The sequence below is a fragment of the Hydrogenophaga sp. genome (assembly GCF_030651625.1).
Lineage (GTDB): Bacteria > Pseudomonadota > Gammaproteobacteria > Burkholderiales > Burkholderiaceae_C > Hydrogenophaga.
The window spans coordinates 79,437-106,315 of sequence record NZ_JAUSCF010000035.1; the positions used below are offsets into that span (position 1 = coordinate 79,437).

The 26,879-nt window shown below is 64.6% G+C and carries 24 protein-coding genes; 17 read left to right on the plus strand and 7 right to left on the minus strand.

The genetic code is table 11. From position 1 onward, the window contains the following. Positions 1-256 precede the first annotated feature (256 nt). Together Q7V46_RS17185 and Q7V46_RS17190 are read left to right on the plus strand one after the other, a co-directional pair. Positions 257-1,756, plus strand: a complete 1,500-nt coding sequence (locus Q7V46_RS17185) for a PLP-dependent aminotransferase family protein (protein WP_304914788.1) — start codon at positions 257-259, stop codon at positions 1,754-1,756. A gap of 212 nt (positions 1,757-1,968) precedes the next feature. Continuing rightward, positions 1,969-3,096: a beta/gamma crystallin-related protein gene (locus Q7V46_RS17190; protein WP_304914789.1), complete on the plus strand. Its 1,128-nt coding sequence runs from the start codon at positions 1,969-1,971 to the stop codon at positions 3,094-3,096. A gap of 63 nt (positions 3,097-3,159) precedes the next feature. Here Q7V46_RS17190 and Q7V46_RS17195 read toward each other — a convergent pair whose 3' ends face one another. The 5 genes from Q7V46_RS17195 to Q7V46_RS17215 all read right to left on the minus strand — a co-directional run bounded on the left by Q7V46_RS17195 (position 3,160) and on the right by Q7V46_RS17215 (position 10,077). Next, positions 3,160-4,470 carry an FAD-binding oxidoreductase gene (locus Q7V46_RS17195; RefSeq protein ID WP_304914790.1) on the minus strand — a complete coding sequence of 437 codons (1,311 nt, stop codon included), beginning with the start codon at positions 4,468-4,470 and terminating at the stop codon, positions 3,160-3,162. Between the two features lie 2 nt (positions 4,471-4,472). Continuing rightward, positions 4,473-5,423, minus strand: coding sequence for an agmatinase (gene speB / locus Q7V46_RS17200; protein WP_304914791.1), 951 nt, complete (start codon positions 5,421-5,423; stop codon positions 4,473-4,475). 204 nt (positions 5,424-5,627) lie between these two features. After that, positions 5,628-6,884, minus strand: coding sequence for a YbfB/YjiJ family MFS transporter (locus Q7V46_RS17205; RefSeq protein ID WP_304914792.1), 1,257 nt, complete (start codon positions 6,882-6,884; stop codon positions 5,628-5,630). A gap of 55 nt (positions 6,885-6,939) precedes the next feature. Beyond that, positions 6,940-7,536, minus strand: coding sequence for a hemerythrin domain-containing protein (locus tag Q7V46_RS17210; RefSeq protein WP_304914793.1), 597 nt, complete (start codon positions 7,534-7,536; stop codon positions 6,940-6,942). 165 nt (positions 7,537-7,701) lie between these two features. Further along, the gene (locus tag Q7V46_RS17215) at positions 7,702-10,077 is read right to left on the minus strand and encodes a cation-translocating P-type ATPase (RefSeq protein ID WP_304914794.1); all 2,376 of its coding nucleotides are present in this window, start codon (positions 10,075-10,077) and stop codon (positions 7,702-7,704) included. Between the two features lie 144 nt (positions 10,078-10,221). On the opposite strand from Q7V46_RS17215, the gene Q7V46_RS17220 reads away from it, so the two are divergent. From Q7V46_RS17220 to Q7V46_RS17255, 8 genes are all read left to right on the plus strand, one after another. Beyond that, positions 10,222-10,419 (plus strand): heavy-metal-associated domain-containing protein, encoded by a 198-nt coding sequence (locus Q7V46_RS17220; protein ID WP_304914795.1) that lies wholly within the window; start codon positions 10,222-10,224, stop codon positions 10,417-10,419. Then, positions 10,416-10,904: a Cu(I)-responsive transcriptional regulator gene (cueR, locus tag Q7V46_RS17225; protein ID WP_304914796.1), complete on the plus strand. Its 489-nt coding sequence runs from the start codon at positions 10,416-10,418 to the stop codon at positions 10,902-10,904. Before Q7V46_RS17220 ends, cueR begins: the two co-directional genes overlap by 4 nt. Positions 10,905-11,142: 238 nt before the next feature. Next, on the plus strand, positions 11,143-11,841 hold the full coding sequence (locus Q7V46_RS17230) for a Spy/CpxP family protein refolding chaperone (RefSeq protein ID WP_304914797.1): 699 nt from the start codon (positions 11,143-11,145) through the stop codon (positions 11,839-11,841). Between the two features lie 209 nt (positions 11,842-12,050). Further along, on the plus strand, positions 12,051-14,729 hold the full coding sequence (locus tag Q7V46_RS17235) for a bifunctional acetate--CoA ligase family protein/GNAT family N-acetyltransferase (RefSeq protein ID WP_304914798.1): 2,679 nt from the start codon (positions 12,051-12,053) through the stop codon (positions 14,727-14,729). A 432-nt stretch (positions 14,730-15,161) separates the two neighbouring features. Beyond that, entirely contained in the window at positions 15,162-15,755 is a 594-nt protein-coding gene (locus tag Q7V46_RS17240) for a DUF4956 domain-containing protein (RefSeq protein WP_304914799.1), read from the plus strand. 1 nt (position 15,756) lies between these two features. After that, positions 15,757-16,668, plus strand: coding sequence for a polyphosphate polymerase domain-containing protein (locus tag Q7V46_RS17245; RefSeq protein ID WP_304914800.1), 912 nt, complete (start codon positions 15,757-15,759; stop codon positions 16,666-16,668). Between the two features lie 6 nt (positions 16,669-16,674). Next, the gene (locus Q7V46_RS17250; RefSeq protein ID WP_304914801.1) at positions 16,675-17,688 is read left to right on the plus strand and encodes an esterase-like activity of phytase family protein; all 1,014 of its coding nucleotides are present in this window, start codon (positions 16,675-16,677) and stop codon (positions 17,686-17,688) included. Between the two features lie 92 nt (positions 17,689-17,780). Then, positions 17,781-18,563: a hypothetical protein gene (locus Q7V46_RS17255; protein ID WP_304914802.1), complete on the plus strand. Its 783-nt coding sequence runs from the start codon at positions 17,781-17,783 to the stop codon at positions 18,561-18,563. Positions 18,564-18,591: 28 nt separating this feature from the next. Here the strand turns inward: Q7V46_RS17255 and Q7V46_RS17260 are convergent, their stop codons facing one another. Further along, positions 18,592-19,869 (minus strand): hypothetical protein, encoded by a 1,278-nt coding sequence (locus tag Q7V46_RS17260; protein WP_304914803.1) that lies wholly within the window; start codon positions 19,867-19,869, stop codon positions 18,592-18,594. After that, positions 19,860-21,161 (minus strand): S8 family serine peptidase, encoded by a 1,302-nt coding sequence (locus Q7V46_RS17265; protein ID WP_304914804.1) that lies wholly within the window; start codon positions 21,159-21,161, stop codon positions 19,860-19,862. The genes Q7V46_RS17260 and Q7V46_RS17265 overlap by 10 nt, the downstream gene beginning before the upstream one ends. A 131-nt stretch (positions 21,162-21,292) precedes the next feature. On the opposite strand from Q7V46_RS17265, the gene Q7V46_RS17270 reads away from it, so the two are divergent. The 7 genes from Q7V46_RS17270 (at position 21,293) to Q7V46_RS17300 (ending at position 26,861) form a co-directional block, all read left to right on the plus strand. Next, the gene (locus Q7V46_RS17270) at positions 21,293-21,796 is read left to right on the plus strand and encodes an RNA polymerase sigma factor (protein ID WP_304914805.1); all 504 of its coding nucleotides are present in this window, start codon (positions 21,293-21,295) and stop codon (positions 21,794-21,796) included. Positions 21,797-21,807: 11 nt separating this feature from the next. Continuing rightward, positions 21,808-22,596: an anti-sigma factor gene (locus Q7V46_RS17275; protein ID WP_304914806.1), complete on the plus strand. Its 789-nt coding sequence runs from the start codon at positions 21,808-21,810 to the stop codon at positions 22,594-22,596. Between the two features lie 162 nt (positions 22,597-22,758). Then, positions 22,759-23,529 (plus strand): septum site-determining protein MinC, encoded by a 771-nt coding sequence (minC, locus tag Q7V46_RS17280; protein WP_304914807.1) that lies wholly within the window; start codon positions 22,759-22,761, stop codon positions 23,527-23,529. 52 nt (positions 23,530-23,581) lie between these two features. Continuing rightward, positions 23,582-24,397, plus strand: a complete 816-nt coding sequence (gene minD, locus Q7V46_RS17285; protein ID WP_304914808.1) for a septum site-determining protein MinD — start codon at positions 23,582-23,584, stop codon at positions 24,395-24,397. 3 nt (positions 24,398-24,400) lie between these two features. Further along, positions 24,401-24,661 carry a cell division topological specificity factor MinE gene (gene minE, locus Q7V46_RS17290; protein ID WP_069048370.1) on the plus strand — a complete coding sequence of 87 codons (261 nt, stop codon included), beginning with the start codon at positions 24,401-24,403 and terminating at the stop codon, positions 24,659-24,661. 28 nt (positions 24,662-24,689) lie between these two features. Beyond that, entirely contained in the window at positions 24,690-25,130 is a 441-nt protein-coding gene (locus tag Q7V46_RS17295; protein ID WP_304914809.1) for a thioesterase family protein, read from the plus strand. Between the two features lie 39 nt (positions 25,131-25,169). Beyond that, positions 25,170-26,861 carry an AarF/ABC1/UbiB kinase family protein gene (locus Q7V46_RS17300; RefSeq protein WP_304914810.1) on the plus strand — a complete coding sequence of 564 codons (1,692 nt, stop codon included), beginning with the start codon at positions 25,170-25,172 and terminating at the stop codon, positions 26,859-26,861. The last annotated feature ends 18 nt before the right edge of the window (positions 26,862-26,879 follow it).

Genomic DNA, 26,879 nt, shown 5'->3' on the forward strand with positions numbered 1-26,879 from the left:
GTTGCTGCACTCGTCGCGGTGCTCGCTCCGGTGGCTGGGGTGGACTCAACACTTGATTCTGAACGCCAAATTGGATCACAATCGGAGCCAGTTGGCACCACCTCATGGTGCCATTTTAGAAATCCCCCCTGCGCCGCTCACGCGTCTTCCCCCCTTGGAAAGGGGGACCGCATTGGTGGCCCGGCAAAGCCGGTTCCACGGTGCGCCTTGATCGGGCATCACTCTCCGATTTGCAAATCGAATAAGCCGCCAGCCCATGCTTTCTGAATTTCTGCTGAGTGAGATGAACCGTCTGGGCGCCAACGATGCGCTGCCGCTGCACCGCCAGCTCTACGAAGCGCTGCGCCGCGCCATGCTCGACGGCAAGCTGGGCGCGGGCGAGCGCCTGCCTTCCAGCCGCGATCTGGCGCAGGATCTGCAACTCTCGCGCAACACAGTGGTGGCCGCCATCAACCAGCTCAGTGTGGAGGGGTATCTCGCCAGCCGGGTGGGCAGTGGCACCTATGTGAACGACAGCGTGCCGCGTGCGGCGCCCGGGCAGAACGGCCGGCGCTCGGCCGGTCGCGCCAGCACCGTGCCGCAGGGTCGCCTGTCCGCCAGGGGGCTGGCCCTGACCAGCCGCTTCTGCGCCACCGAACTCGAGGTGCAACCCTTCACTCCCGGCATTGCCGACTTCAGCGCCTTCCCGCTCACGTTGTGGCAGCGGCTGCAGAACAAGCACTGGCGCATGACCTACCCGGACATGCTAGACTACAACACCTCGGGCGGCTACGCACCGCTGCGCCGGGCCATCGCCGACTACCTGCGCGTATTCCGCAGCGTGCACCTGGATGCCGACCAGGTCATCGTCACCACCGGCACCCAGCAGTCGCTTGAACTCTGCGCCCGCCTGCTGGCCGACCACGGCGACACCGTCTGGGTGGAAGACCCCGCCTACTGGGGCGCGGCCAAGGCCTTCATGGCCAGCGGTCTCACCATCCACCCCGTGCCGGTGGACGATCAGGGCATCTGCCCCGACATGGGCGACGACAACTACCCACCCAGGCTGATCTACCTGACGCCGTCGCACCAGTACCCCACGGGCGCGGTGATGTCGCTGCCCCGGCGCCACCAGTTGCTGGCCAATGCACGCCGGCACAGCGCCTGGGTGCTGGAAGACGACTACGACAGCGAATACCGCTTCAGCGGCCCACCCATCTCCAGCCTGGAAGGCCTGGACCCCGACGGCCGCGTGCTCTACATGGGCACCTTCTCCAAGGTGATGTACCCCGGGCTGAAGCTGGGCTACCTGGTGGTGCCCAAGCCGCTGGTGGAGCCGTTCAAGCAGGCGCACTATGACCTGAACCGCCCAGGCCAGATGCCGGTGCAGGCCGCGCTGGCCGAATTCATTGAAATGGGCCACTTCGCCAGCGCCCTGCGCCGCGCCCGACAGAATTACGCCGAGAGGCGGCAGTGTCTGCTCACCGCACTCAAACCCGTGCTGTCAGACTCTGGCAAAGGCCCGAGCATCAGCGGCGCCGAACAGGGCCTGCACCTGTGTCTGCGCCTGCCCGCGCACACGGACGACAAGGCCCTGGCCCAGCGCATCGCGCAGCAGGGCCTGACGGTGCGCCCGCTCTCAGCCTACTGCCTGCAGCGCACCGACCTCAAGGGCCTGGTGATCGGCTACGGCTACGCGCCACTGGCCGACATCCGTCGCTGCGGTCCGCTGCTGGCCGCGGCCGTGCAGCGCGAGCTGGGTACTGCGCTGGCCTGATCGGTTTGCGGCGCCATTCGGTCGGCTTTCTGGCGATCAGCGCCTGCACACCTGATTGAGAACACCCACGCCAGCAGGAGAAGAACCGGGGAATCGCGACCGTCCAGACCCCTGTCCAAACCGGCCAGCAGCGTGATATTTGGAGTGTGTGACAGCGCACAGACGGACTTTCACAAAGCTCGCAGTCTCGGCCCACCTTCAGGAGAATCATCATGAGTGTTCGAACCCCTTCGTTCCAGTTTTTCATGGCTTCCGTAGCCATGGCCACCTCCACTTTCGCCACACAGGCGGTCGCGCAAGCGTCCTTTTATGAGGGCCCGGCCTTCGCGGGCCAATCCCTGGTCGTCACCGAACAGGTGCGCAACATGGGACGCCAGGGCTTCAACCAGGATGCCGAGTCCGCGGTGGTGGCCAAGGGCAAGCGCTGGGAGGTCTGTGATGAAGACCGTTTCCGCGGCAACTGCATGGTGCTGCGTCCGGGGCGATACCCCACGCCAGCGTCCATGGGCCTGACCAGCCGCGTGGCCTCCGCGCGTGCGTTGCCCGACAACGAGCGCATCGCCGACAACCGCTACGCACCGGAACCGGTGGCGGCGCAACTCACCTTTTATGCGCGAGAGAACTTTCGCGGCCAGACCTACACCACCGAAGCCAACGTGCCCAACCTGCAGCGCACGGGTTTCAACGACCGCGCCGAATCGGCCGTGGTGCTGGGCGAACGCTGGGAAGTCTGCGACAACGCCCAGTTTCGCGGCCGCTGTGTGGTGCTGCGCCCCGGGCGCTACCCTTCGCTGGAAGCCATGGGCTTGAGCGGTCAGATCTCTTCACTGCGCGAAGTGGCTTGGGACGCCCGCGTTGCCAACAACCGCTACGCACCCGAACCCGTGCCGGTCTACGACAGCCGCCGCCGCCGTGGCGAGCGCCTCTTCGAAGCCGACATCACCTCCGCACGCGCGGTATTGGCCACCTCCGGTCAGCGCTGCTGGGTGGAGCAGGAACGCCTGCCCCAGGTGCGCGGTGAAGCCAATGTGCCCGCCGCCATCGCCGGCGCGCTCCTCGGCGGCATACTGGGTCACCAGGTGGGCGGCGGCAGCGGCAAGGACATCGCGACCGTGGGTGGCGTGGTTGCAGGCGCCGCCCTGGGTTCCCAGTACGGCCGCAACGGCCAGCCGGCTGGCACGCAGGACGTGCAACGCTGCGAGAACCTGCCGGGTGGCGCACAACCTGCGTACTGGGATGTGTCCTACGAATTCCGGGGCCGCCAGCACAACATCCAGATGGCCGAGGCCCCGGCGGGCCGCACCATCACGGTGAACGACCAGGGCGAACCCCGCCAGTGAGCGTGAAGGGGGCGCTGCCAGTCACTGGCAGCGCTCGCTGCCGCGCAGGCTCCCGGGCTTTCTTTAAAGCATATCGCGCAAGCGGTGCCACCACATACCCAGCGCCAGGCTGGGCGTGCGCAAGAGTGCGCCGCCTGGAAAGTGGTGGTGCTGCAAACGCGCAAACACATCGAACCGACCAGCCTGACCGGCCACGGCTTCAGCCACCAGTTGCCCCGCCAGCCCGGTCAGCGCCACGCCGTGTCCGCTGAAACCTTGCAAGTAATACAAATTGTCACCCAGCCGGCCGAAGTCCGGCGCGCGGTTCATGCTGATGTCCACGAACCCGCCCCACACATGTTCGACGGACATGCCGCGCAGGTCTGGAAACACCTGGGCCATGCGCTCGTGCATGGTGGCTTCGAGGTCGCCCGGCGTTCGCGTCGTGTAGCTCACCCGGCCACCAAACAGCATGCGGTGGTCGGCACTGAAGCGGAAGTAGTCGAGCACGAAATTGTTGTCGCACACCGCCGCATTTGAGGGAATCAATCGCGCGCACAGCGCCGGGTCCAGCGGTTGCGTGCTCACCATGTAGGTACCCACCGGCATGATGCGCGGTGCGATTTCCGGCGCCACCTGTGGACCGAACTCCGGCAGCATGCAGTTGCCCGCCAGCACACCAAAGCGCGCCGTCACCTGCCCTTGTGCGGTCGTGGCCACCAAGTGGCTGCCGCGCTGCAGCCCGGTCACGGCAGAGCCTTCAAAAATGCGCACACCTGCCGCCTGTGCAGCACGGGCCAGGCCCAGCGCGTACTTCAGCGGGTGCAGATGGCCGGAGCGGTTCTCGTACGCCGCAGCCACATAGCGCGGGCTGTCGATATGGCGGCGAACTTCTGCGCCTTCGGCCCAGTCGCAGGCCACGCCCAGCTGTTGCATGGCGTCGATTTCGGCCCGCAATGCACGTGCCTTGCGGGCCGACTCGGCCACATACACATAACCCCTGACCCAGTCGCAGTCGATCTGGTGAGCCGCCATGCGCTGCTCGATCAGGTCCAGCGCTTCCAGCGACATGTCCCAGGCGCGCCGCGCATCGGCCGCACCCAGCTGTTCCTGAAATGGTCCCAGACCGCTCGCATAGCCCACGATCGCCTGCCCGCCGTTGCGCCCGCTGGCACCACTGCCCACCCGGTCCGCCTCCAGCACCACCACGCTCAGCCCCTTCTGGGCCATTTCCAGCGCCGCAGACAGGCCGGAAAAACCCGCGCCCACCACCACCACATCGGCCTCGATGGGCTCCTGCAGACACGGCGCCGGTGCGGGGCGTTGCACACTGGCCTCGTAATAGCTCTTCCGGTTGAGCTGGGTGTCGGAATCCGCAATCGAACGCTGGAACATGTTCAAGCTCCGCGCGATGGCAACAGGCCCGTCCGCTTGGCCACCTGCCCGCTGAGATAGGTCCACACGAAACTGGCGGCGGCATTGCTGGTGAGCTCGGCATGGTCGTAGGCCGGCGCCACTTCCACGCAGTCCATACCCACCCAGTTCAGGTCGGCCAGCGATTCCAGAAACGTCAGCACCTGCGAACTGGTCAAACCTCCCGGCTCGGGCGTGCCGGTGCCGGGCGCAAAGGCCGGGTCCAGCACGTCGATGTCCAGCGTGAGGTAACACGGCCGCTGGCCGATGCGCGTGCGAATGGCTTCGATGGCTGAATTCAGCCCCGCTCCGTCCAGCCCTCGCAAGGACCGCGCGGTGAAAATCTGACCGCCCTGATCGGCCACATACTCGCGCGCCGCCCGCTCACCGCTGGAGCGGATGCCGATCTGCACCGTCTGCTCAGGACGGATCAGGCCTTCCTGCAGCGCTTCATACGTCCAGGTCCCATGACCCGAGGGCTCGCCAAAATGGTCGGTCCAGGTGTCGCAGTGCGCATCGAAATGCACACAGGCCAGCGGTTCACCCTGGCCATATTGCGCGCGGGCAGCACGCAGCAGCGACAAGGTCACGGAGTGATCGCCACCCAGGAACACGCAATGGTGCCTGGCCATCAGAGCTGCCGCCTGCGCCTCGATATGGCGGCGCACCTCCGGTAGTGGCGAGGCATTCGGCAAACGCATGTCCAGCGCGTCACCCACATGATCCAGCGGGGACACATCAAACACCGGGTGAATGCCGTCGCACAGCATCAGACTCGCACTGCGGATGGCCTGCGGCCCGAAGCGCGCACCGGGTCGGTTGGTCACCACACCGTCAAAGGGTATGCCGGCCACGGCAAAAGGCTGGTCGGCCAACGGCGAGGCAGCCAGGAAGCGGTTGGTGTTGCTGGCGTAGGCGAACTGTCCCAGGGCCATGGCGTGCGATTTCTGTAAGGGAATGACGAGGAAGCTGGGACCATGAGTCCAGACATTGGATCCGGAAGATACCCCTCAGCAGCCGTCCCGAAAGGTCCAATTCCGTGGTCGCCACTCCATCCACCCATACAAACAGACCGAAAGGAGGACTCGTCACCTCGCACGCTACCGGGACTGAAATCCCGGCCACATCGGCTGTTCGCCTCACAAGGCCCGTTGCCGCAACGCCAGCGCGGCACCTACCCAGAGCGCCAGCGCTGAGAACACGAGGCCGCGCGCCAGTCCGCCGGGCCCGTCGGCAATGAAACCGACCACCGTGGGACCGACAATCTGCCCGGCTGCAAAGACGATGGTGAATGCGCTGATTCCTGCCGCCCACTGCGCAGGCGGCAGGTTGTGACGCACCAGAGCGGTGGTGGATGCCACCACCGACAGGAACACCGCACCGAACAGCAGGCCAGAGCCCAGCAGCAGCGGCCACCATGCGGTGAGCGCCGGTACGATGACGGCCAGGCCCAGCAGGGCATTCAGGCGGGCCAGGGCCTGACCGTTGTGGTGCCGGTCCAGCAGACCGGCCCAGATGCGCGAGGAAGCCAGCACCGCCACACCCAGCAGCGCGTAAAAGGCAGTGACAGCGCTGGGGCTGCTGCCCTGTTCACGCAACAGGGCAATCACAAACGTCATGTAGCCGATGTAGCCCACGCCGAAACCCGCGTAGCCCAGCAAACCAAAAGCAAAGTCGCGAACCCGGAACACGCGGTTGTGAGCCGCTGTGGCGATCGATGCGGCCGGACGGGCGGCCTCCATGCGCGCAAGCACCCTGGCTGGCCACCACATGCACGCGGTGGCCAGCAGACACACCGCCGCCAGAGCCCACCAGGCCCATGCCCACCCGTGGGGTTGCCCGGAAGCGGCAGCGAGCACCAGCGGCACCCCCAGCGCCGACACGACGATGCCCAGACCGGTACCGCCGTAGTACAGCCCCACGAGAAAACCCGCACGCTGCGGCTGCAAGGCACCCAGGCGGGCCGCCAGCAGCCCACCAGCAATGAACACGAAGGCACTGGCCACCCCTGCCAGCAACCTTTGTGCAAGCAACGGGGTGGCGGTGGTGAAAAATCCGCTCAAGCCCATGAAGACCGATGCCAGCACCGAACCCCACAACAGCAACGCCCCGGGAGACGCGCGGCGCATCAGCCAGGGCGTGAGCAGTGCGCCCACCAGATAGCCCACGGCATTGAAGGTGTTCATGGCACCCGCGAGCGTGTAGCTCCAGCCAAGGTCGTCGCGCATGGGCGGCAGCAGCAATCCATAGGCGAAGCGTGTGATGCCCAATGACACGGCAGCGCCCAGCGACAGCGCCAGTGCGAGTCGCAACCAGGGGGTGCCGTCGGTGTCTGATGAGACGTGGGGGCGTGGGGATGTCAAGGCGGGGCGAAGGGCGTTGTGACGCCCGATCATGCACGCTCTTCAAACGCAATGCTTTCGCCACCAGGGGGGGCGGCGACGACGCCGGTCAGCTGTCGCCCAGGCCCACGGGTGCGGGTGCACGCATCACGATCTGTGTGAACAGGCGATCGAACTGCGGATCACGCGGGATGCGGGTGTTCAGCGGGTCCAGGTTGGTGGCGAACGCGGCGTTGAGGGCATGCCAGTCGGCGTCGGTGAGGTGCTTTTCTGCTGCAGGGAGCACCTCGGTTTCCTCCAGCCGCATGTGGTGCAGGTAGAAATCCACGTACCGGGTCACTTCATCTTCAAAAGCCTGGCGCCGCGTCTCGCCCAGGTATTCCCAGGCCATGAGCAGGTGCATGAGTTCACGCACCCTTACCTCGCCGCTGATGTGGTCGCGCTCCAGCTGGTCGATGGTGGCCATCACCTGGGGTGCAGCGCGTGCCACGCGCGGGAACAGCAGGTCCGATTCCTTGGGGTGGTGCAACTTCTCCGGAAATTCGTCGATGTAGAACAACATCGCCCGCAATACGTCAAAGTACAACTCGTGCTGGTCCTTGCCCTCAGGGTCGGGCCCTCGCTTGACCATCTGGGTGAGCGATTGCAGCATCGCCGCCAGGGTGGCGTGTTCGTCGCGTATCACGCGCAAGGCTTCGTGTTTCATGAGCTTGTCTCCGTTCTGGGCCGCACGCCACGCGCCTGCCAATCATGACGACGACGCTCGGCGCATGCCCTGAGCTTCAGGCAAACGCTTGCCGCAGGCATTGACGCACATCAAGCAAGCAGAGCACCGCTGCCCACAGATGGACAGCCGGCCGAGCGCAGGCTCCTAGCGACGGGCTGGGGGCTTCCAGCGCTTGAGCAGCAACGCGTTGCCCACCACGCTCACCGAACTCAGCGCCATGGCCGCGCCCGCCATCACCGGGCTCAGGTAGCCCATCGCCGCCAGCGGAATGCCGGCGGCGTTGTAAATGAATGCCCAGAACAGGTTCTGGCGGATCTTGCTGACCGTGCGGCGTGAGATGTCCAGCGCGGCGGCCACCAGTGCCACATCGCCCCGCATCAGCGTGATGCCAGCCGCATGCATGGCCACGTCAGAACCGCCTCCCTGCGCATGGCTCATGGCCAGGCCCACATCGGCTGCAGCCAGCGCCGGTGCGTCGTTGACGCCATCTCCCACCATGGCCACGGTATGGGCTCGCCTGTGGTCAGGTACAGGCGCCGCCTGCGCATCGCGATCGGCCACCGGGTTGAACTCGCCCTTGGTGGTCCAGGCCTCCGGGGCCAGGCCTTCCTGTTCGGCCATGGACACGCTGGGGGGCGCGAGCGGCGTCCCCTGTTTGAGGCGATGCACCGCGGCGGCCTTGTCGCCTGGTAACACCTCGGCCATCACCTCGTCGTCCTTGAGGCCCAGGGTATGGGCCACGGCCATGGCAGCGCCCCGGTTGTCGCCCGAAATCATGACCAGCCGCAGGCCTTGCCCGCGCAGCGTCTCCAGCGCTGCCAGGGCCCCGGCTTTGGGCTCGTCAGCGAAGGCCAGCAGGGCCAGCGGCGCCCAGGCACCCTCTCCATTGGCAGCGGCCAGAACCGAGACCGTGGCACCCTCGTTCTGCAGCACCTGCGCACGCGCCGCAAGACCACCCATGGCCGCGCCCAGCTCGGCCATCCAGCGCAGGCTGCCCAGCGCCAGCAGTGCGCCCTGCACCTTGCCTTGTGTGCCGCGACCGGTCACCGACTGCACATCTTGCGCGGCGTCCTCAATGAGGACCAGGCCACGCGCCTGAGCGGCATCCATGACCGCACGGGCCAGTGGGTGGGCACTTTGGGCTTGCAGCGACGCCGCCGCTTGCAGCACGGCCTCCTCGTCCACGCCCGCAGCGGCCTCGATCAGGCGCAGGCGGGGGTGCCCTTCGGTGAGCGTGCCGGTTTTGTCGAACACCACCGTGTCCACCCGGTGCGCGATCTCCAGCGCCTGCACATCCTTGATCAGAATGCCGTGCCGTGCCGCCACACCGGTACCGGCCATGATGGCCGTGGGCGTGGCCAGACCCAGCGCGCAAGGGCAGGCAATCACCAGCACCGACACCGCGTTGCGCACCGCCTCTTCCACCGGCACGCCCATCTGCAGCCACACCACCAGCGTGACCAGGGCGATCACCAGCACCACCGGCACGAACACCGCCGCCACCTGGTCCACCATTCGCTGCACCGGCGCCTTGGTGGCCTGCGCGTCCTGCACCATGGCGATGATCTGCGACAGCACGCTCTGTGCCCCGATGGCACGCACTTCCACTTCCACCGCGCCTTCGCCGTTGATGGCGCCGCCCGTGACGAAGTCGCCCGCTTGCTTGGGCACTGGCATGGCCTCGCCGGTCAGCATCGATTCATCGGCCTGGGTCTGACCCACCATCACCGTGCCGTCAGCGGCGAAGCGCTCACCAGGCAGCACCCGCACCCGGTCGCCCGGCAACAGTTCTTCCACCGGCACGTCAACGGCTTCGGTGCGCTTGATGCCATCGGGCATCAGGTGCGCTTTTTCAGGACGCAGCGCGTGCAACGCGCGAATGGCGCTGGTGGTCTGGCGCTTGGCACGGGCTTCCAGCCACTTGCCCAGCAGCACCAGCGTGATCACCACCGCCGCGCCCTCGTAATACAGGTGCACCATCTCACCGGGTTCGGCACTCAACCACAACCAGGTGGACAGCGCCCAACCCGCCGTGGTGCCAATCGCCACCAGCAGTTCCATGTTGCCGGTGTAGGCCTTGAGCGCGTGCCAGCCTGCCCGGTAGAAGCGCGCGCCCAGCACGAACTGAACCGGCGTGGCCAGCAAGAACTGGATCCAGGCCGGCAGCATCCAGTGCTTGCCGAACAGGTCGCCCACCATGGGCAGGGCCAGGGGGGCGGAGAGCAGCACGCCCAGAATCACCGGCCAGGCATCCCGGGCGATGCCCAGGGGGCCGGTGGGGGGTGCTTCGTCGGCGGCTTCAGGGCTGCGGGCTTCGTAACCCGCGTCACGCACGGCGCGCTTGATCAGCGCGAGGTTCTTCCAGTCGGTCTCGCCCTCGAATGTGACGCGCGCCGACTCGGTGGCCAGGTTGACCGTGGCCCCCGTCACACCCTGCTGTTTCTTGAGCACACGCTCCACGCGCGACACACACGACGCGCACGTCATGCCACCAATGCCCAGATCGATCACAGATTCCATAGGTAGAGCATAAGCTTTACCCCCATGGGAAGGTCAAGACAAGGCTTGTTGCCAACTGTGACAAGGCCGGCGCTTGACCTTGACATCATGTCAAGGCTGAAACTACGCTTTATCCAATCAACCCTTGATTTCAAAGAGAACGCCATGAACCAGACCTTCAACGTGCAGGGCATGACCTGCGGCCATTGTGAAAAAGCGGTGACCACCGCCATCAAGACCCTTGACCCCACAGCGGAAGTGCGCATCGATCGCGCGGCCAACACAGTGGAGGTCGCGTCCGATCAGCCAGCACAGGCCATTGCCGAGGTCATTCGCGAAGAGGGTTACACCGTCACCACATGAAACCCACCCCCGTCGCTCACACACGGCCGCAGACACGCCAGCAAACGAACCAGGCACCGGAAGTTCCTGCCTGGCCGGTGAGCATCGGTCAGGCCGCGCAGCTCAGCGGCATTTCGCCCAAGATGCTGCGCCACTATGAGGCGCTGGGCCTGCTGGGCGAGGTGGCACGCACCGGAAGCAACTACCGCCAGTACAACGAAAGCGATGTGCACACCCTGTGCTTCATCCGGCGTTCGCGCGACATGGGCTTCGGCCTGGACGCCATTGCCGAACTGGTCAGCCTGTGGCACGACCGCCAGCGCAGCAGCGCCAGCGTCAAAAAGGTGGCTCGCAAACACCTGGGCGACCTTGATGCGCGCATTGAAGCGCTGCAGACCATGCGGCGCACGCTGTCCCAGTTGTTGCACCAGTGCCCTGGTGACAGCCGCCCTGACTGTCCGATCCTTGACAACCTGAACAAAGAGTACACCCGCTGCGCCGGATAGGCAGAGCACACCCTGCGCCGCTTCGCGGCTTCCCCCTTTATCCGGCGCACCGGGATCATTGACACGCTGGCATCGGGTAGGAGCCTGTGCAGGCTTGCCGACAAGAACCGCCACATAACTTTACATATCAGCAGCGCAACCGCACAAAGCGGAAACAGGGGACGGACACACTGAAGCCATTCCACAGCCCGACACCCTGTCGAGTTTGCGGTAGACCTTCAACCCAACAGGAGTGAACATGAAACTGTTTCCCCAACGCACCTTTGTCATCGCCGCCATCGCAACCGCAATCGTTGGCGTATCGGCCACCGCCATCGCAAGCAACCCAGGCGCCATGAACAGCGACCTGCACGCTCAGCACCTCGCCCATCGCAGCCACATCGCACCCGAGGTGGTCCAGCTGGCACAAGCCGCTCAGGTCACACAGAACGTGGACGCCATTGCCACCGACAGTGCCAAGCCCAACCGCGAGCGCCGTGCGCACCGCATGGACCGCAGCGAGCGGATCGAACGCATGCAGGCCCGGATGGCCGAACGACAGGCCAAACTCAAGGCAGATCTGAACCTCAGCGCCGCACAGGAACCTGCGTGGAACGCCTTCGTGGCGCGCATGGAGGCGAGCAAAGCTGCTCGTGTCCAACGCGGTCAGCGCGAGCGGACCAACTGGTCAGAGCTGACCACGCCAGAACGGCTCGACAAGATGCAGGCCCGCATGGCCGAACGCGAAGCCGCAACGAGCCAGCGTTTTGATGCCATCAAAAGCTTCTACGCCAACCTCAACATCGAACAGCAAAAGGTCTTTGACAGCCAGCGCATGGGATCCTTCCACCGGGCCGGCATGAAAGGCGGTCACCAGAAAGGTGGACACAAGCATCACCATGACGGCAAAGGTCACCGTGGCATGGGCGTGCAGACCCCGGCCACACCTCAGAGCTGAAAAGGTATTTGGTGCTCAAGCCCCGGTCCACCGGGGCTTTTTTTCGTCCTCTGATGGGCTCAGGCCTGCGGATGCAACCAGGCCGGTTGCCGTCCGACACAAGCTGGGGGCATCATGTGGTGCACAAGCGTTTGACCGATCCTGCCTTCTGTCTTTCAACGGACTCTCGCCCAACGTTTCCCCCGCAGCGCGCCGAACCAGCGAACCCCATGGACAAACACTACCTCACCCCTCTTTTTCAACCCGACACCATTGCGGTGTTCACCGGCTCCGCAACCGATGCGGAGTTGCCCGGCCCGCAGGCCAGACAGCTCATGGATGCGTTGCGGGCCCAGCGTTTCGCCGGCACCCTGGTGTTTCTGGACGTGCACACCACCGGCACCCTGGCCGACCTGGCCCAGACACGGGCCGATCTCGCGATCATCTGCCTGCCGCCTGCCGAAGCCCTGGAAGCGCTGGAGGTGGCCGGGCGCATCAAGTGCCGTGCGGCACTGGTGATCGGCAGCGGCACACCGGCCGATGTGGCCACCGCCATGCACCGCACGGCGCAGCGCCACGGCATGTACCTGCTGGGGCCCAACAGCCTGGGCTTCCAGCGCCCACAGCGCCTGCTCAACGCCAGCGTGGCCGGTCCCCTGGCGGCCGCGGGATCGCTGGCCCTGGTGTCGCAGTCGGGGGCACTCACCGCGTCGATCCTGGACTGGTCGAGCCAGAACAGCGTCGGTTTTTCCACCGTGGTCTCGCTCGGACCCAACACCTGTGTGGACATTGCGCAGGTGCTCGACTTCCTGGCAGCCGACCCGCACACCCACAGCATCGTGGTGTATCTGGAGGGCATCTCCAGCGCACGGCGCTTCATGAGCGCCTTGCGTGCAGCAGCCAACGCCAAGCCGGTGGTGGTGCTCAAAGCCGGTCGAAAAGCCGCCGGCAACAAGGCCGCACAGACCCACAGCGGGGCCATCGTGGGCAGCGACGACGTGTTCGATGCCGCCCTGCGCCGGGCCGGTGCGGTGCGCGTGCGTTCGTTCGTGGAACTGTTTTCGGCTGCAAAGTGCTTGGCCTCACGCTACCGGCCTGTGGGCAAGCGCCTGGCCATCGTCACCAATGGCGGCGGGCCAGGTGTGCTGGCGGCCGACTGGGTCAGCGAAATCGAGCTCGAACTTGGCGTGTTGTCCAGAGAGACCGCGCAGGCGCTTCAGGCCCAACTGGCACCTCTGGCCTCACTGACCGACCTGATCGACCTGTCTGAAGAAGCCACGGCCACGCACTACCGTGCCGCCATTGAAACCGCCGGCAAAGAGCGCTCGGTCGACGGCGTTCTGGTGGTGCATTCACCCAAATCGGGCGTGAACGCCGCCGAGGTGGCCCACGCCATGGCCGACCTGAAAGACCATCTGGGCAAGCCGTTGCTGTGCTGCTGGATGGGTGACGCGTCGGTGGGTGAAGCGCGCGAGGTGCTGGCAGGGGCTGGCATCCCCTCTTTTCGCACGCCCGAAGCCGCCGTGGGCGCGTTCGGCAACATCGCCAGCTTCTACGAAAACCAGCAACTGCTGCAGCAGACGCCTCCACCCCTGTCCACTCTGGCCCAGCCCGACATCGAAGGCGCGAGGTTGCTGATCGAAAACGTACTGGCCGAGCGCCGCCAGGTGCTCACCGAAATGGAGTCCAAGGCCTTGTTGTCGGCCTTCCACATTCCCGTCACCCAGACCATTCTGGCGCGCAATCCGGTGGAGGCCATGATGATTGCCACCCAGCTGGGCTACCCGGTGGCACTCAAGATCGATTCACCAGACGTGACCCACAAGTCGGACGTGAGCGGTGTGGCGCTCAACGTCATGAACGCCGTGGGCGTGCGCGATGTGTTCCTCACCATGATGCAGACCGTGGCCAAGCTGCAACCCGGCGCACGCATCAACGGCGTCACGATCCAGAAAATGGCGCGCAACCACCGCGGTCGCGAACTCTACATCGGCCTGGTCACCGACGATCCCTTTGGCCCGGTGATCGCTTTTGGCGCAGGCGGCACCATGATCGAACTGATCAACGACCGCGCCATGGAGCTGCCGCCACTCAACCAGTTCCTGGCGCGCCGGCTGATCCAGCGCTCGCGCGTGAATCAAACCCTGGGCGAATGGCGGGGCGCCAGTGCCGTCGACCGCAACGCACTGGAACACGTGCTGCTGCGGGTGTCCGAAATGGTGTGCGAACTGCCGCAACTGCGCGAGATGGACATCAACCCCATCATCGTCGACGCTGCTGGTGCGGTGGCGGTGGATGCCCGCATCGTGGTCGCCAACACCCCAGCGGCCGCACGCAACCACAGCCACCTGGCGATCCTGCCCTACCCAGCCCGTTACGAACATGTGTGGCCCATGCGCGGGGGCGGGGAGTACACCATCCGCCCCATCCACCCCGACGACGCCCAGATGCTGCAGGACCTGGTGCAGAGCCTGTCACCGGAAAGCCGGTATTTCCGCTTCGTATCCGCCTTGCGCGAACTTCCGCCGGCCATGTTGTCGCGCCTGACCCTGATCGACTACGACCGCGAAATGGCCCTGGTGGCCATCCACCGTGAAACCAAGACGGGGACCAGCGGTGAAACCATTGAAACCGAGCGCATCGTTGGCGTGTCGCGCTACATCACCAACCCCGACAAGGCCAGCGCCGAGTTCTCGCTGGTCGTGGCCGACGATTTCAATGGCAAGGGCCTGGGCTCGCGCCTGATGCTCAGCATCATGGAGGCGGCACGGGAAAAGGGCCTGACCGAAATCGAAGGGATGGTGCTGGCCAACAACCCCAGCATGCTCAAGCTCATGAAGGGCCTGGGATTCACAGTCAAGCGCTTCGCGGAAGACCCTGATTTCATGATTGCCAGCCATCCGCTTTGAATTTTCTACCCCGTTTTTTCAAGACAAAAGGGTTTCTGGCAGGGCGCAAAGGAGGTTCGGCGCTTGGGCTTTCTTATTCTTCTATAGCTTTAATTCAAATTAGTAGTGGTAGTAGAAGGCGCTTCATTTTGTGGAAAAGCCCTTTTTCTTCAAGCCTGACAAGCACTTGGCGAGCGCACAACCCTGTGTGGACCCCCCCGGTCCTGAAAACCGCCCACAGGGACAACCTCTCACTTTAGTCACAGTCTGTGGATAACATAGGTGTTGTTAAAAAGTTATACACAGACTTTGGGGGAAAGGTACACGGGCCGTGCCGTGGTGTTGCAAGTGTTTACATCCCCGCCCGGAATAAACCCGGGTGGCTGGCGTTGTGTTGTCACGGAAACGTCATGAACCGCTGCGTTTCGCTTTCAACCCATCAGGAGCGCCCCCGTGACCTTCCCCTTGTCTGCATTGCCCTACCTTGAACTGCTGGCCCGTTTCGCCATCGACCTGCTGGCCATGGTCTTGCTCGTCTTTGGCATGTACTACCAGCGCTACCGCGACAAGGAGCTGGTCACGGCTGCTGCGATGTTCAATCTCTTTGCGTTCGCCGTGCTCACCATCCTCTCCACGGTGGAATTCAGCATCGCCGCCGGCTTCGGCCTCTTTGCCATCCTTGCGCTCTTCTCACTGCGCTCCGAGCAGATCAGCAAGACCGAAATCACCTACTTCTTCGGCAGCATCTCCATTGCAGTGATCTGTTCGGTGCAGGGCACCACCCTGCCCTTCGTCTCGCTGGTGGTGGTGCTGATCCTGCTCGGCGCCTGGGTCATCGATCACCCTTCGGTACTGCGGTCGTCCGACGGCATCAAGCTCACGCTGGACAAAATCGACCCGCACGCCCTCTCCGACCCCGAAGCCATGCGTGCAGAACTGTCTTCGCGCCTGGGTGTGGAAGTCATGTCGTATCAGATTACCGCGTTGGACTACATCAACGACATGGCCCGCATCAATGTGTTCTACCGATCCAACCGGGCTGCCTGAGATGACCATATCGACCAACCCGTCCGCTTTGGAAATGCCCACGGCGCACCCTTGGCTGGTGGCACCTTTCGCCCCCATCTCGCTGGACCAGCTCAACCACAAGGCCTCGATGCTGGAGCGGCTGGACAACAAATATGTGGTGCGGTCTGAAGTGCTGAAACAGGCCATCGAAGACCTCGTCACGCGTTTCGAGATCCTCGACATGGACGGCACACGTGCCTTCACCTACGAGACCTGCTACTTCGACGACGAAGCGTTGCACAGCTACTTCGACCACCACCAGGGGCGCCGCCGTCGATGCAAGGTCAGGGTGCGGAAATACACCGACGCCCAGTTGTGTTTTGTGGAGGTCAAACTCAAGGACAAGCGCGGGCTCACGGTGAAGAAGCGCCTGAAATACAGCCTGGATAAATACGGAATGCTCGACGACAGCGCATGGAGCCACATCTGCCACTCCTACGAAGCCCTGTACGGAGAGGCCTTTCCCCACAGGCTGGCGCCGGTGATCGAAATGCGCTACCAGCGCATCACCCTGGTGGCACGCGAAGGAGGTGAACGCATGACCATCGACTGCCATTTGCGGTTTCAGGCCAATGACAGAACCTGCACCACCGGTCCGGATGTGTTTGTGGTGGAGACCAAGTCGTCCAACGGGAACGGGGTGGCCGACAAGATCTTGCGCAGCCTGCACCAGCATCCCACCAGAAGCTGTTCCAAATACTGTGTGGGCATGGCAGCTTTGCAAAACGTGGATCGACACAACAAGTTCCTGCCTGCGCTGCGCAAGCTGGGGCCTGTCAAGACCATTTTTCCAAGTGTGAATGGCTTGAAATCAGCCCCGGTACAGGCGCATGACGAAGGCCAGACGGTCGATGCCCTGCCGCATCGGGACGCTTCGTTGCAGAATCCCTGATTCAAGGTGCCCTTTCCCTGGGTGCCGGCGGGCAACCGCCAGGCTGGAGGTGTGTTTTTGAGCGTGTTCCTGTTGATGGCTGCCCTGCTGTCTGCCCCGGCCGTGATGGCAGACCCTGCGTCTTCTGCCGCAGCGCAGAAGACGCACACCCCGTTCAGCAGTGTGTCGCTGCCGGCAAACACCCGGGTGAACGGCATTCTGGTGTCGGAGATTTCCGGGCTCGCCTGGGACCCGCACGAGCAGGCTCTGCACGCGGTGTCAGACAGCGGCCATCTGTTCCGCTTTCGCCTGAAACTTGAAGGCGGCACGTTGCGTGCGGTGGTGGCAGCGTCGGCCGTGGTTCTTCAGCACGCGGACGGTACCCTGGGCAAGCCGGCCGACTTCGATGCCGAAGGACTGACATTGCGCCGGGTGCCCGGTGTCAACACCCAGCAGGTGGAACTGCTCGTGGCCACCGAAGGCAGACCCAGGGTCTGGCGGGTGAACCTTGACGGCAAGGTGCTGGAATCACTGGAGCTGCCACCTGGCCTGGCGGAGGCAAAAAACTACCAGGCTCGCAACACCATGCTGGAAGCGGTGGCGGTGCATCCTGTTCATGGCCTGCTCGTGGCACCCGAGCGGCCGCTGCGTGGCGAAGATCCTCAGCAGGGCCATTGCATTCACGCGCTGGATCGCCACTGGAACATTGAAGCGCTGGATCCTCATGACGCACGGCTGAAGGCGATGGAAGTGATGGAGAGCGGCCACCTTCTGGTGCTGGAGCGATCTGGCAGCGGCAAGCGCCTGGTCAATGCACTGCGGCTTGCCGATCTGGATACCTGCAAGGTTCGCACGCCATGTGTCGCGAAAACCTTGCTGCACATCGACCGCGAAGGCGGGGCCGAAAACTATGAAGGCATGGCCTATCTGGGGCGCGGTCTGGTGCTGCTGGCCAGCGACAACGGCGGCAAGAAGGGCACGGACACGGTGTTCCTGCTGGTGGATCTTTCTGAGCATTCGCCGCATTTCAGCAACAAATGAGACAGCGACCGGGAATACGCGGACCCTGAAAACGTTGTAGGCACAGAGAGCGGATAACCCACTCCGATGTCCACCTGTTCAGGAGTTCCAACATGAGAAAGATCCCCTTGATTGGCGCCGCCATGGCCGTGTCATTGCTCAGTGGTTGCGCCACCTTGTCCGACGGAACAGCGTTGCTGCCGGTGGGTCAGGTAGCAGCGGTCGATACCGACTACTCGCTCGGTCTGAGCTGTCTCGGCAAGCGCATTGACCGCAGCGGCCGTCCTCCCCTGCTGGTGCATGTCGACCCCATCGCCGACCAGACCGTGCCGCGCAACTACGAAGAACGGCGCCTGAGCAGCGGAGGCAAGTGGTGGTTGCTCACCGCGCTGCAGAAGCTCAACGCTGCCAACGTGCGCATCGTCACTGAAGACGGTTCCAGGGCCGACCCGAGGAACCCATCGCATCTGGTGTTGTCGGGCGCCTGGACCCAGGACGACCTGGAACTGGGTCGTCAGGAAGCTGGCATCAAGGCATGGATTCCCAAGGTGGTGCTCGACCTGGGCGCCAGACGCTCCTTCGACGTGATTGCTGGCGATTTTGTGTCCTCCAGAGGAGGCCGGGTGGCCCATGCTGCGGCGATCAGCGTGGTGGTGCATTCCGGCCGTGCAGGCATGGACCTGAAGGTGGAGGACGGCGACCGGAAACTCTCGCTCGGCTTTTCGCAGAGGCTCACCGAAGGTCCTCAGTTTGCACAGCGTCGCATCGCCGAAGCGGCGGTCATGGTGCACATGGCGCGCGCGTTCGGTGTCGACTACCGTCCCTGCATCGCCGAGGAAACCACCGCCGCTGATCCTGGCATGCCTGCGATAGGGCAGCAGCGCCCACGCAGCTGAAGCCAGGCGCCTGCGCCTTGCCCCGGCCTCAGGGCGCCCCGGCCCCGGTCTTCAGCAGCGCGCGGTGTCCCAACAGGGCCGACAGGGCGTGCTGTGTCTGGTCCACCCGAACCTCATGCGCGCGCACATCTGTGGTCGGGCAGCGTGGCGACACCCGGGAAAAGCCACCGCGAGCCAGCCCCGATGCGAGCTGGGCGGCCCGCAGAAAAGTCACGCCGGCAGCCACGGCGTCGACCACCGCCTGATGTTCTGCCGCATCGCGCTCTGTAGCGCGTGGCAGCCAGGGTGCGATGGCGACCAGGCCTTCGAGGCGGGTGGCGGTGGGAGTGGTGCGTCCATCGGTTGTGAAAGCACCGATGGCACAGGCTTCGGTGGGCGGACCCTGTTCACCCAGCATGTGCCGGACCACCGCCTGCGCGTGCACCTGCAGCAAAGCTTTGACGGCTACATGCCCATGCCCAGGCGCGTGCTCCCAGGAGAAACCGGGCGGCAATGCCTGCTGCAGATCTGTGGCTGGCTGAGCGAACAGCCGGGCCGTGGCGATCAAGGCCCAGTGATCCGGTGCCTGCGAGGCCTGTCCTTCGCGTTGCCGTGCGAGGTATCGCAACGCATCCATGGCAGGCACCAGCCAGCCACCGCTGCGGTCGAGTTCGTGCAACAGAACCAGTCCCAGCGCAGCTTCGCCCGGGTAGTACAGCGATTCCCAGTGCGGATCGTGCTGACCGGACCTGTGTGCGTGAAGCGACCGGAAGCCGCCATCGGCCCGCTGCTGCGACACGATGAAACGGGCCAGTGCGCGCATCTCTTCCATCGCCACTGCCTCGGGTCTTACAAGCCGCCACTGGACGAGAGCGGCGAGTGTGAGCCCGGCACCGCCCAGTTTGGCTACCGCGTATCGGCGCGATCCTCCGACCAGTTCGGGAGGGGACCACACGGCAAGACGATCATCCGTTTCATCGCCCACTCCAGCGGGCGCCAGACAGCAGTTGCGCAAGAAGCCAAAGGCGCTGTCGATGGCCTCGATCTGAGCCAGGCTGGGTGCGTGGGTCTGGTGGTATTCGGCCAGTGCCAGCAGGCTGCCAGCATGCCGCAGCACGTTGTAGCGTCCTTCGATGATCTGACCCGTGAGCGCGTGCTGTCGGTAGCGAAGACGTCCGTCCGGCGCAATGCTGCTGTGCAGGTGAGCAGCTGCCGCGTGGATGGACGACGCCAGGTCCTGCGTGGCACGTGCTGGCGGGCACAGAAAGCACAACAAGGCGAGCACGAGCAGGTTCAGTGCCCTTGCAGGGCAACGTGTCAGCGGCATTTGGGCGGGGCACTGAGCAGCCCCCAGCCGAACATGGGGTCGCGCCCGCGCGCGCCAAGGTCGGTGGCTGTTGCCTGCAACGCCGTGCTGATGCGCTGCAGGTCTGTGGTGCCCTGGGCCCGCAGGACCGCCACGCTCGCGGTCACGAAAGGCGCTGCGAATGAAGTACCGGTGTGGTAGCCGCCTTCGCCTTCGGTGGGCGCGTACACCGACACCCCGGGTGCGGCCAGCGTGACGTGTTGGCCGCGCACAGCCTGGGGGTAGAGCCGGCGCCGGGAATCGACAGCGGTCACGGCAATCACTTGCGGGTAAGCGGCTGGATATGCGGGCCGGGCGCGCGGGCCGTCGTTGCCCACCGAGGCCACCACCAGGACATTGCGTGCCACCGCGCGTTCGATGGCGCGCTGCAACAGCCGGTTGGCGGGACCTGCCAGACTCACATTGATCACCTCGACCCGGAAGTTCACCAGCCAGTCGATGCCGTTGGCGATGAAGGCGGCCGATGTCATCTGCCGGCCGTCTTCCAGCAGCGCGAACACGTCTGCCGCGTACAGCCGGCTGTAGGGCAGCAGCCCAGGCACTGCGTGTGCACTGCCTGAGAGCAGGGCAGCCACCGCGCTGCCATGCCCGGTGTCTGAGCGCTGGCTGCCACCATGGAAGGAACGCGTGACCAGGCGGGCGCGAGCCACACCAGATGCTTTCGGGCTCACAGCGGTATCGATCATGCCCACGCGCACGACCACCCGGCAGCGCTCGGTCTGGTCCACCGGCCAGCCCACGAGCCGGCGACCGTTGCAACGCTCGCCGGTGCATATCGCCTGCGTGAGCCGGTAGGTGTGGTTGAGGTCAAAACGGTCGGCTGCGACCTGGCTGTTGAGCGTGGCCACCGCCTGCAACTCGCTCACGCCTGAGGGCACGCCAAACCGGGTGTAGTTCACGCCCAGCTGGCCCAGCGCCTGCGACTGGATGATGGTGTAGCCGCGCTGCACCACCGCCGCGATCTGGGCCCGCGTGAGGTCGATGCCGATCACCTCGCCACGCACCACCTCGGTGCCCTGCACGTTGTTGACCACCATGTTGATGACTGGCGGCTGGGACGAAGAGTCATCGTCATCGTCGTCGTCGTCGTCGTCGTCGTCGTCATCGTCGTCGTCGTCGTCGTCGTCATCATCTGCCCAAGCTGCAGACAGGCCAGCATCCGGCAGCGAAGGCCAGATGGTTTGCAGTCCTGCGGGCAGCAGCGCCAGCGCTGCGTACAGCATCACGATGTTCAAGGAGTGCAAAGGGGTCATCGGAACAGGCCCTAAACTGACAAACATAATTTTTCCGCCGCCAGTGCCAGCGGCATTGCTGGCAAATACAACGTCTTTGGCGGCCGGAATATTCCATCGGCTCGCGCGTTATACCCACAGACATCTTTTTCATGATGAACGATTTCCGCGAGGAACTGGTGGAACTCTTACCGCGACTGAGGCGATTTGCCTACGGACTTGCCGCGCACCGCGAGGACGCCGATGACCTCGTGCAGGCGGCTTGCGAGCGCGCGCTGGAACGCGTCGACCAGTGGTCCCCAGGTACCCGGCTGGACAGCTGGATGTTCCGCATCATCCAGAACCTGTGGTTTGATCGCCTGCGCAGCCGCAAGGTGCGTGGTGAGCAATACGACGAATCGGCACTGGAGCTCCAGACCGACGAAAACGCACACCGCCTCCCTGAAGTCCGCGATACCTTCGCCCACGTATTGGCCCAACTTGACGCGCTCAGGCCGGAACACCGCGAGGTGCTGATGCTAGTCTGTGTCGAGGCGTGTTCGTACAAGGAAGCGGCCAAGATCTTGCAGATTCCGGTGGGCACCGTCATGAGCCGCCTCGCCCGCGCCCGGCTGCAACTCCAGGACAATCTGAGTCCGCCACAGGTGGCGGGCTAGAAGGGCAAGCCATGAATGAGACCGACATTGAAACCCTCATGGCCTACGCCGACGGCGAACTCGACGCCACTCAGGTCCGCGAGGTGCAAGCCCTGCTGGCCAGCGACGCCGACGCACGCGCCATGGTGGAGCGCTTTCGCCAGACGCGCGCCGACCTGGCACCGGGCCTGGACGACCTGCTCAACGAACCCGTGCCTCAGCGTTTGATCGATACCGTGCGCCACCACCCCATGGGTGGTGCGTCGGCCTCTCCTGCCGCGCCACCTTTGACGCGTGTGGCTGCCGACCCCGGGGTGGTGAACGCAACGCGCGCTGCTGCCAACACCCCTTCTTACTGGCCACGCATGGCCGCTGCGGCCTGCCTGGCCATGGCGGTCGGTCTGACCACCGGTCACTGGTGGGGACAGCAATCCAGCGCGGGTTCCGATGTGGCACAAGTCTTCCAGCGTGCCTTGCAAACCCTGCCGAGCGGCGAAACACTGGTCCAGGGCGGGGTGCAGGTGATGCCGGTCGCGAGCTTTCGCGCCGCAGACGGGCAGGCCTGCCGCGAGTTCGAGCAGGAAATGCAAGGCCGTCTGGCGCACGGGGTGGCCTGCCGGGTCGACAGCCAGTGGGTGGCGCGCGTGGTGCTGGACCGTGGGCCAGCCAACGGCCCGCTGGGTGAAATGCCGGCCTTCGCCCCGGCCAGCGGCGAAGCCGATGCCCTGGCCACGGTGCTTGATCGCCTGGGTGCGGGTGTGGTGCTCGACACAGCAGAAGAACGCCAGCTCATCGACAGCGCCTGGAAGTCTTTTCGATGAAGTGAGCGCCAGCTTGTTGCCTGTCGGACAGTCCCTGAGCATTGTCACAACCCGTCACGGTATCGCGCTTCTGTGGCTTACCCCGGCTGCTAAGATGCACGGCTGTTCAGCCGCATCCGCCGGCTGCCCCAGCCTTGTCGGCTTCCCGAGACCCCTTGCCTCATGTCCGTTGCCCTCGCCGCCAACGCGCCCACCAGCTTCGAAATCAAAAGCGCCAACCTTCCCCTGGTGGCGCTGCTGCTCAAATCCGCCGATCTGAACCGGCTCAGCGCCGAATTCGCCCAGCGGTTCGGCGAAATCCCCGATTTTTTCGATCATGACCCCATGGTGATCGACCTGGGTCCACTGCAGCAGGCCGAACCCGGCGCCGACACCGACTTCACCGCCCTGCTGGCCCTGTTGCGAAGCTACCGTCTCCATCCGATCGCGGTGCGCGGCGGCGACGATGTCCAGATGGCGCAGGCCATGGATGCCGGTCTCATCCCAGCGCCCGACGCTACCTTGCAGCGCGCTGTTCCTGCCCAGTCGCCCGAACCCATCGCCCCGCAGCCAGTGCCAGAGCCGGTGGCCCAGCCATTGCCGGCACCCGGCGCGCTTGTCATCGACAAGCCCTTGCGCTCCGGTCAGCAGGTCTATGCGCGCGGGCGCGACCTGGTGGTCATGGCCATGGTCAACCCCGGCGCCGAAGTGATTGCCGATGGCCATATCCACGTGTATGCGCCGCTGCGCGGCAAGGCCATCGCCGGGGCCCGTGGCAACGGCGACGCACGCATCTTTGCACTGGCCATGGCGCCTGAACTCATCTCCATTGCCGGCATTTACCGCACCAGCGAAGTACCCTTGCCTCAGAGCATCCAGGGCAAGGCGGCCCAGGTTCGGCTGGTGCCGGGCCCGGACGGCGACAAGCTTGTGATCGATCCTCTGTCGGTGTGAGGCAGATGCTGCTTCACCGCTCACCCATCCTGATTCTGAAAGACCTTTCACCATGACCAAAATCGTTGTCGTCACTTCCGGCAAAGGCGGTGTGGGCAAGACCACCACCAGCGCCAGCTTCGCTTCCGGCCTTGCCCTTCGCGGCTACAAGACCGCCGTGATCGACTTCGACGTCGGCCTGCGCAACCTCGACCTCATCATGGGTTGTGAGCGCCGCGTGGTGTACGACCTGATCAATGTGATCCAGGGAGAGGCCAATCTGAACCAGGCGCTCATCAAGGACAAGCAGTGTGAGAACCTGTTCGTTCTGGCCGCCAGCCAGACACGTGACAAGGACGCACTGAGCCAGGAGGGCGTGCACAAGGTGCTGACCGACCTGTCGGAGATGGGATTCGAATACATCGTCTGCGATTCGCCCGCCGGCATCGAGACGGGTGCGCTCATGGCCATGCATTACGCCGACGAAGCGCTCATCGTGACCAACCCGGAAGTCTCCAGCGTGCGCGACTCCGACCGCATCCTGGGCATGCTGGGCAGCAAGACCCAACGCGCCATTGAAGGCAAGGAACCGATCAAGGAACACCTGCTGATCACGCGCTACAACCCCACGCGCGTGGCCGACGGCCAGATGCTTTCGCTCGAAGACATTCAGGACATCCTGCGCATCAAGCTCATCGGCGTGATCCCCGAGAGCGAAAACGTGCTCACCGCATCCAACCAGGGCATGCCGGCGATCCACCTCAAGGGCACCGACGTGGCCGAAGCCTACAGCGACGTGATCGACCGTTTTCTGGGCGCCGAAAAACCGCTGCGCTTCATCGAAGCCGAAAAAGCCGGTTTCTTCAAGCGCCTGTTCGGGGGGAAATGACGCATGTCGATTTTTTCCTTCCTGCTCGGCGAAAAGAAGAAGACCGCCAGCGTCGCCAAGGAGCGCCTGCAGATCATTCTGGCGCACGAGCGCAGCGGCCGCAGCGCCTCTGAGCCCGATTACTTGCCCGCACTCCAGCGCGAACTGGTCGCCGTGATCAGCAAGTACATCAAGATCAATCCAGACGACATCAAGGTGCAGCTCGACCGCCAGGACAATCTGGACGTGCTGGAAGTGAAGATCGAGCTGCCCGACCGCAAGTGAATCACCCGGCCTCCAAGGCCTTTTGCAAATGCCCCGACTCCAGTTCGACCTGCCCGATCGCTTCGTTTTTGCGACCGACATCCAGATCTACATCAGTCATGTGAACCAGGGTGGGCACCTGGACAACGCGCAGCTGCTGACCCTGGTGTCCGAAGCGCGTGTGCGCTTTTTCAAGTCGCTCGGCTACCGCGAATCGAATGTGGCAGGCTGTCCCATCGTGGTGGGTGACCTGGTGGCGCAATACAAGTCCGAAGGCTTCCACGGCGAAACCATGCGGGTGCGCATGGTCCCGCAGGACTTCAACCGCTACGGCTTCGACCTCGTTTACTGCATGGACTGTGTCGACACCGGCCGCGAGGTGGCCCGCGGCAAGATCGGCATCGTTTTCGTCGACCTGCAGACCAGCAAGGTCGCACCAGTGCCACCGGCCTTCCTGACCCAGACAGCCCAACTCTTGCCGGTGCCCTGAGCAAAGGAGCACCACCCGGGCTGGCACTATGATCCGGCCATGCTGATCGAAACCCTGGGCGCCGCTCGCGACATGGGGCGTCTCAACGCCATCCTGGGTGTGCTCATTCGCCACGGGTTTGGTGACAGCGTGCGCCGGCTTGGCCTGGCAGACAGTCTGGAGAAAGCCGGTCATGCCTTGCGCTGGGACCACGCGGCCGACCTGGCCCGGCTGGAGCCGCCGGTGCAGGTGCGGCTGGCACTCGAAGAGCTTGGCCCGGCCTTTGTGAAACTGGGGCAGGTGCTGGCGGGCCGTGCGGACCTCTTCGGCCCCGAGTGGATCGCCGAGTTTGAAAAGCTGCACAGCCATGTGCCTGCCGTGCCCCTGGAAACGCTGCGATCCCAGCTGGCTGAAGACCTGGGCGGCGAACCCGAGACCGTGTTTGCCCGATTCGATCCCGTGCCCCTGGCCGCAGCGTCCATCGCGCAGGTCCACCGCGCGCAATTGCACGACGGCACCGAGGTGATCGTGAAGATCCGCCGCCCGGGCATTGTCACCATCATCGCAGCCGACCTTCGCCTGCTGGAGCGCATGGCCACGGTGGCCGAGACCGAGCTGCCCTACCTCAAGCCTTACCGACCCCGGCAACTGGTGCGTGAACTCGCGCGCTCGCTCAAGCGTGAGCTGGATCTGGCCAGCGAATGCAGGAACGCCGAACGCGTGGCCGCCAACTTCGCTGACCAGCCCTGGATCGTGGTGCCACGCGTGCACTGGGCACACACCTCCGAGCGTGTCAACGTGCAGGACTTCATCGACGGTGTGCCAGGGCACGACTTGGGCCGCCTGGACGCCGAAGGGCTGAACCGCAAGCTGCTGGCGAGCAGGGGCAGTCAGGCTGTGCTGAAGATGATCGTGGAAGACGGCCTTTTTCATGCCGATCCGCATCCGGGCAACGTGTTCTACCTGCCTGACAACCGCATCGCCTTCATCGACTTCGGCATGATCGGCCGCCTCTCGCAGCGGCGCCGTGATGAACTGCTTGCCCTGCTGCTGGGCCTGGTCGAGCGCAACGCCCAGGCCGTGGCCGACGTGTTGCTGGACTGGGCCGGCGACGATCACATCGTGCAGCCGGCATTGCTGGAGACAGAGATCGAAGCCTTTGTCGACCAGTACCACGGCACGCCGCTGGCGCAGCTGAACCTGGGCCAGATGCTGGCCGACGTGACCGCGCTGCTGCGCGAACACCACCTGGGCCTGCCCAGCGACATGGCACTGCTCATCAAGGCCTTCATCACGCTCGAAGGCATGGGTCGCAACCTGGACCCGGACTTCCACATGACCACCGAAGCCCTGCCCATGCTGCAGCAGGTGGTGCGCGCCCGCTACGAGCCCAAGGCCATGGCCACCCGTGCCTGGCACACCTTGCGGCGCACGCTGGCGGTGGCCGAACAGCTGCCGCACGATGTTTCGCGGCTGCTGCGCAACGCACGACGCGGCCGCGTGCAGGTGGGCATCGAACTGGCGCACCTCAAGCGCGTGGGTGACCAGATCGATCGCGCAGCCAACCGCCTCGCCATGGCCCTGGTCATTGCTTCACTGGTGATCGGTTCGTCCATCGTCATGACGGTGCAAGGTGGGCCCACGCTGTTTGGTCTGCCGGTGTTCGGGTTTCTGGGCTTTGCCGGGGCGGTGGTGTGTGGCCTGTGGCTGATCCGCGCCATCTGGCGCAGCAGCCGGGGGCGCGACGTGTGAGCACCCTGACCGCACCGG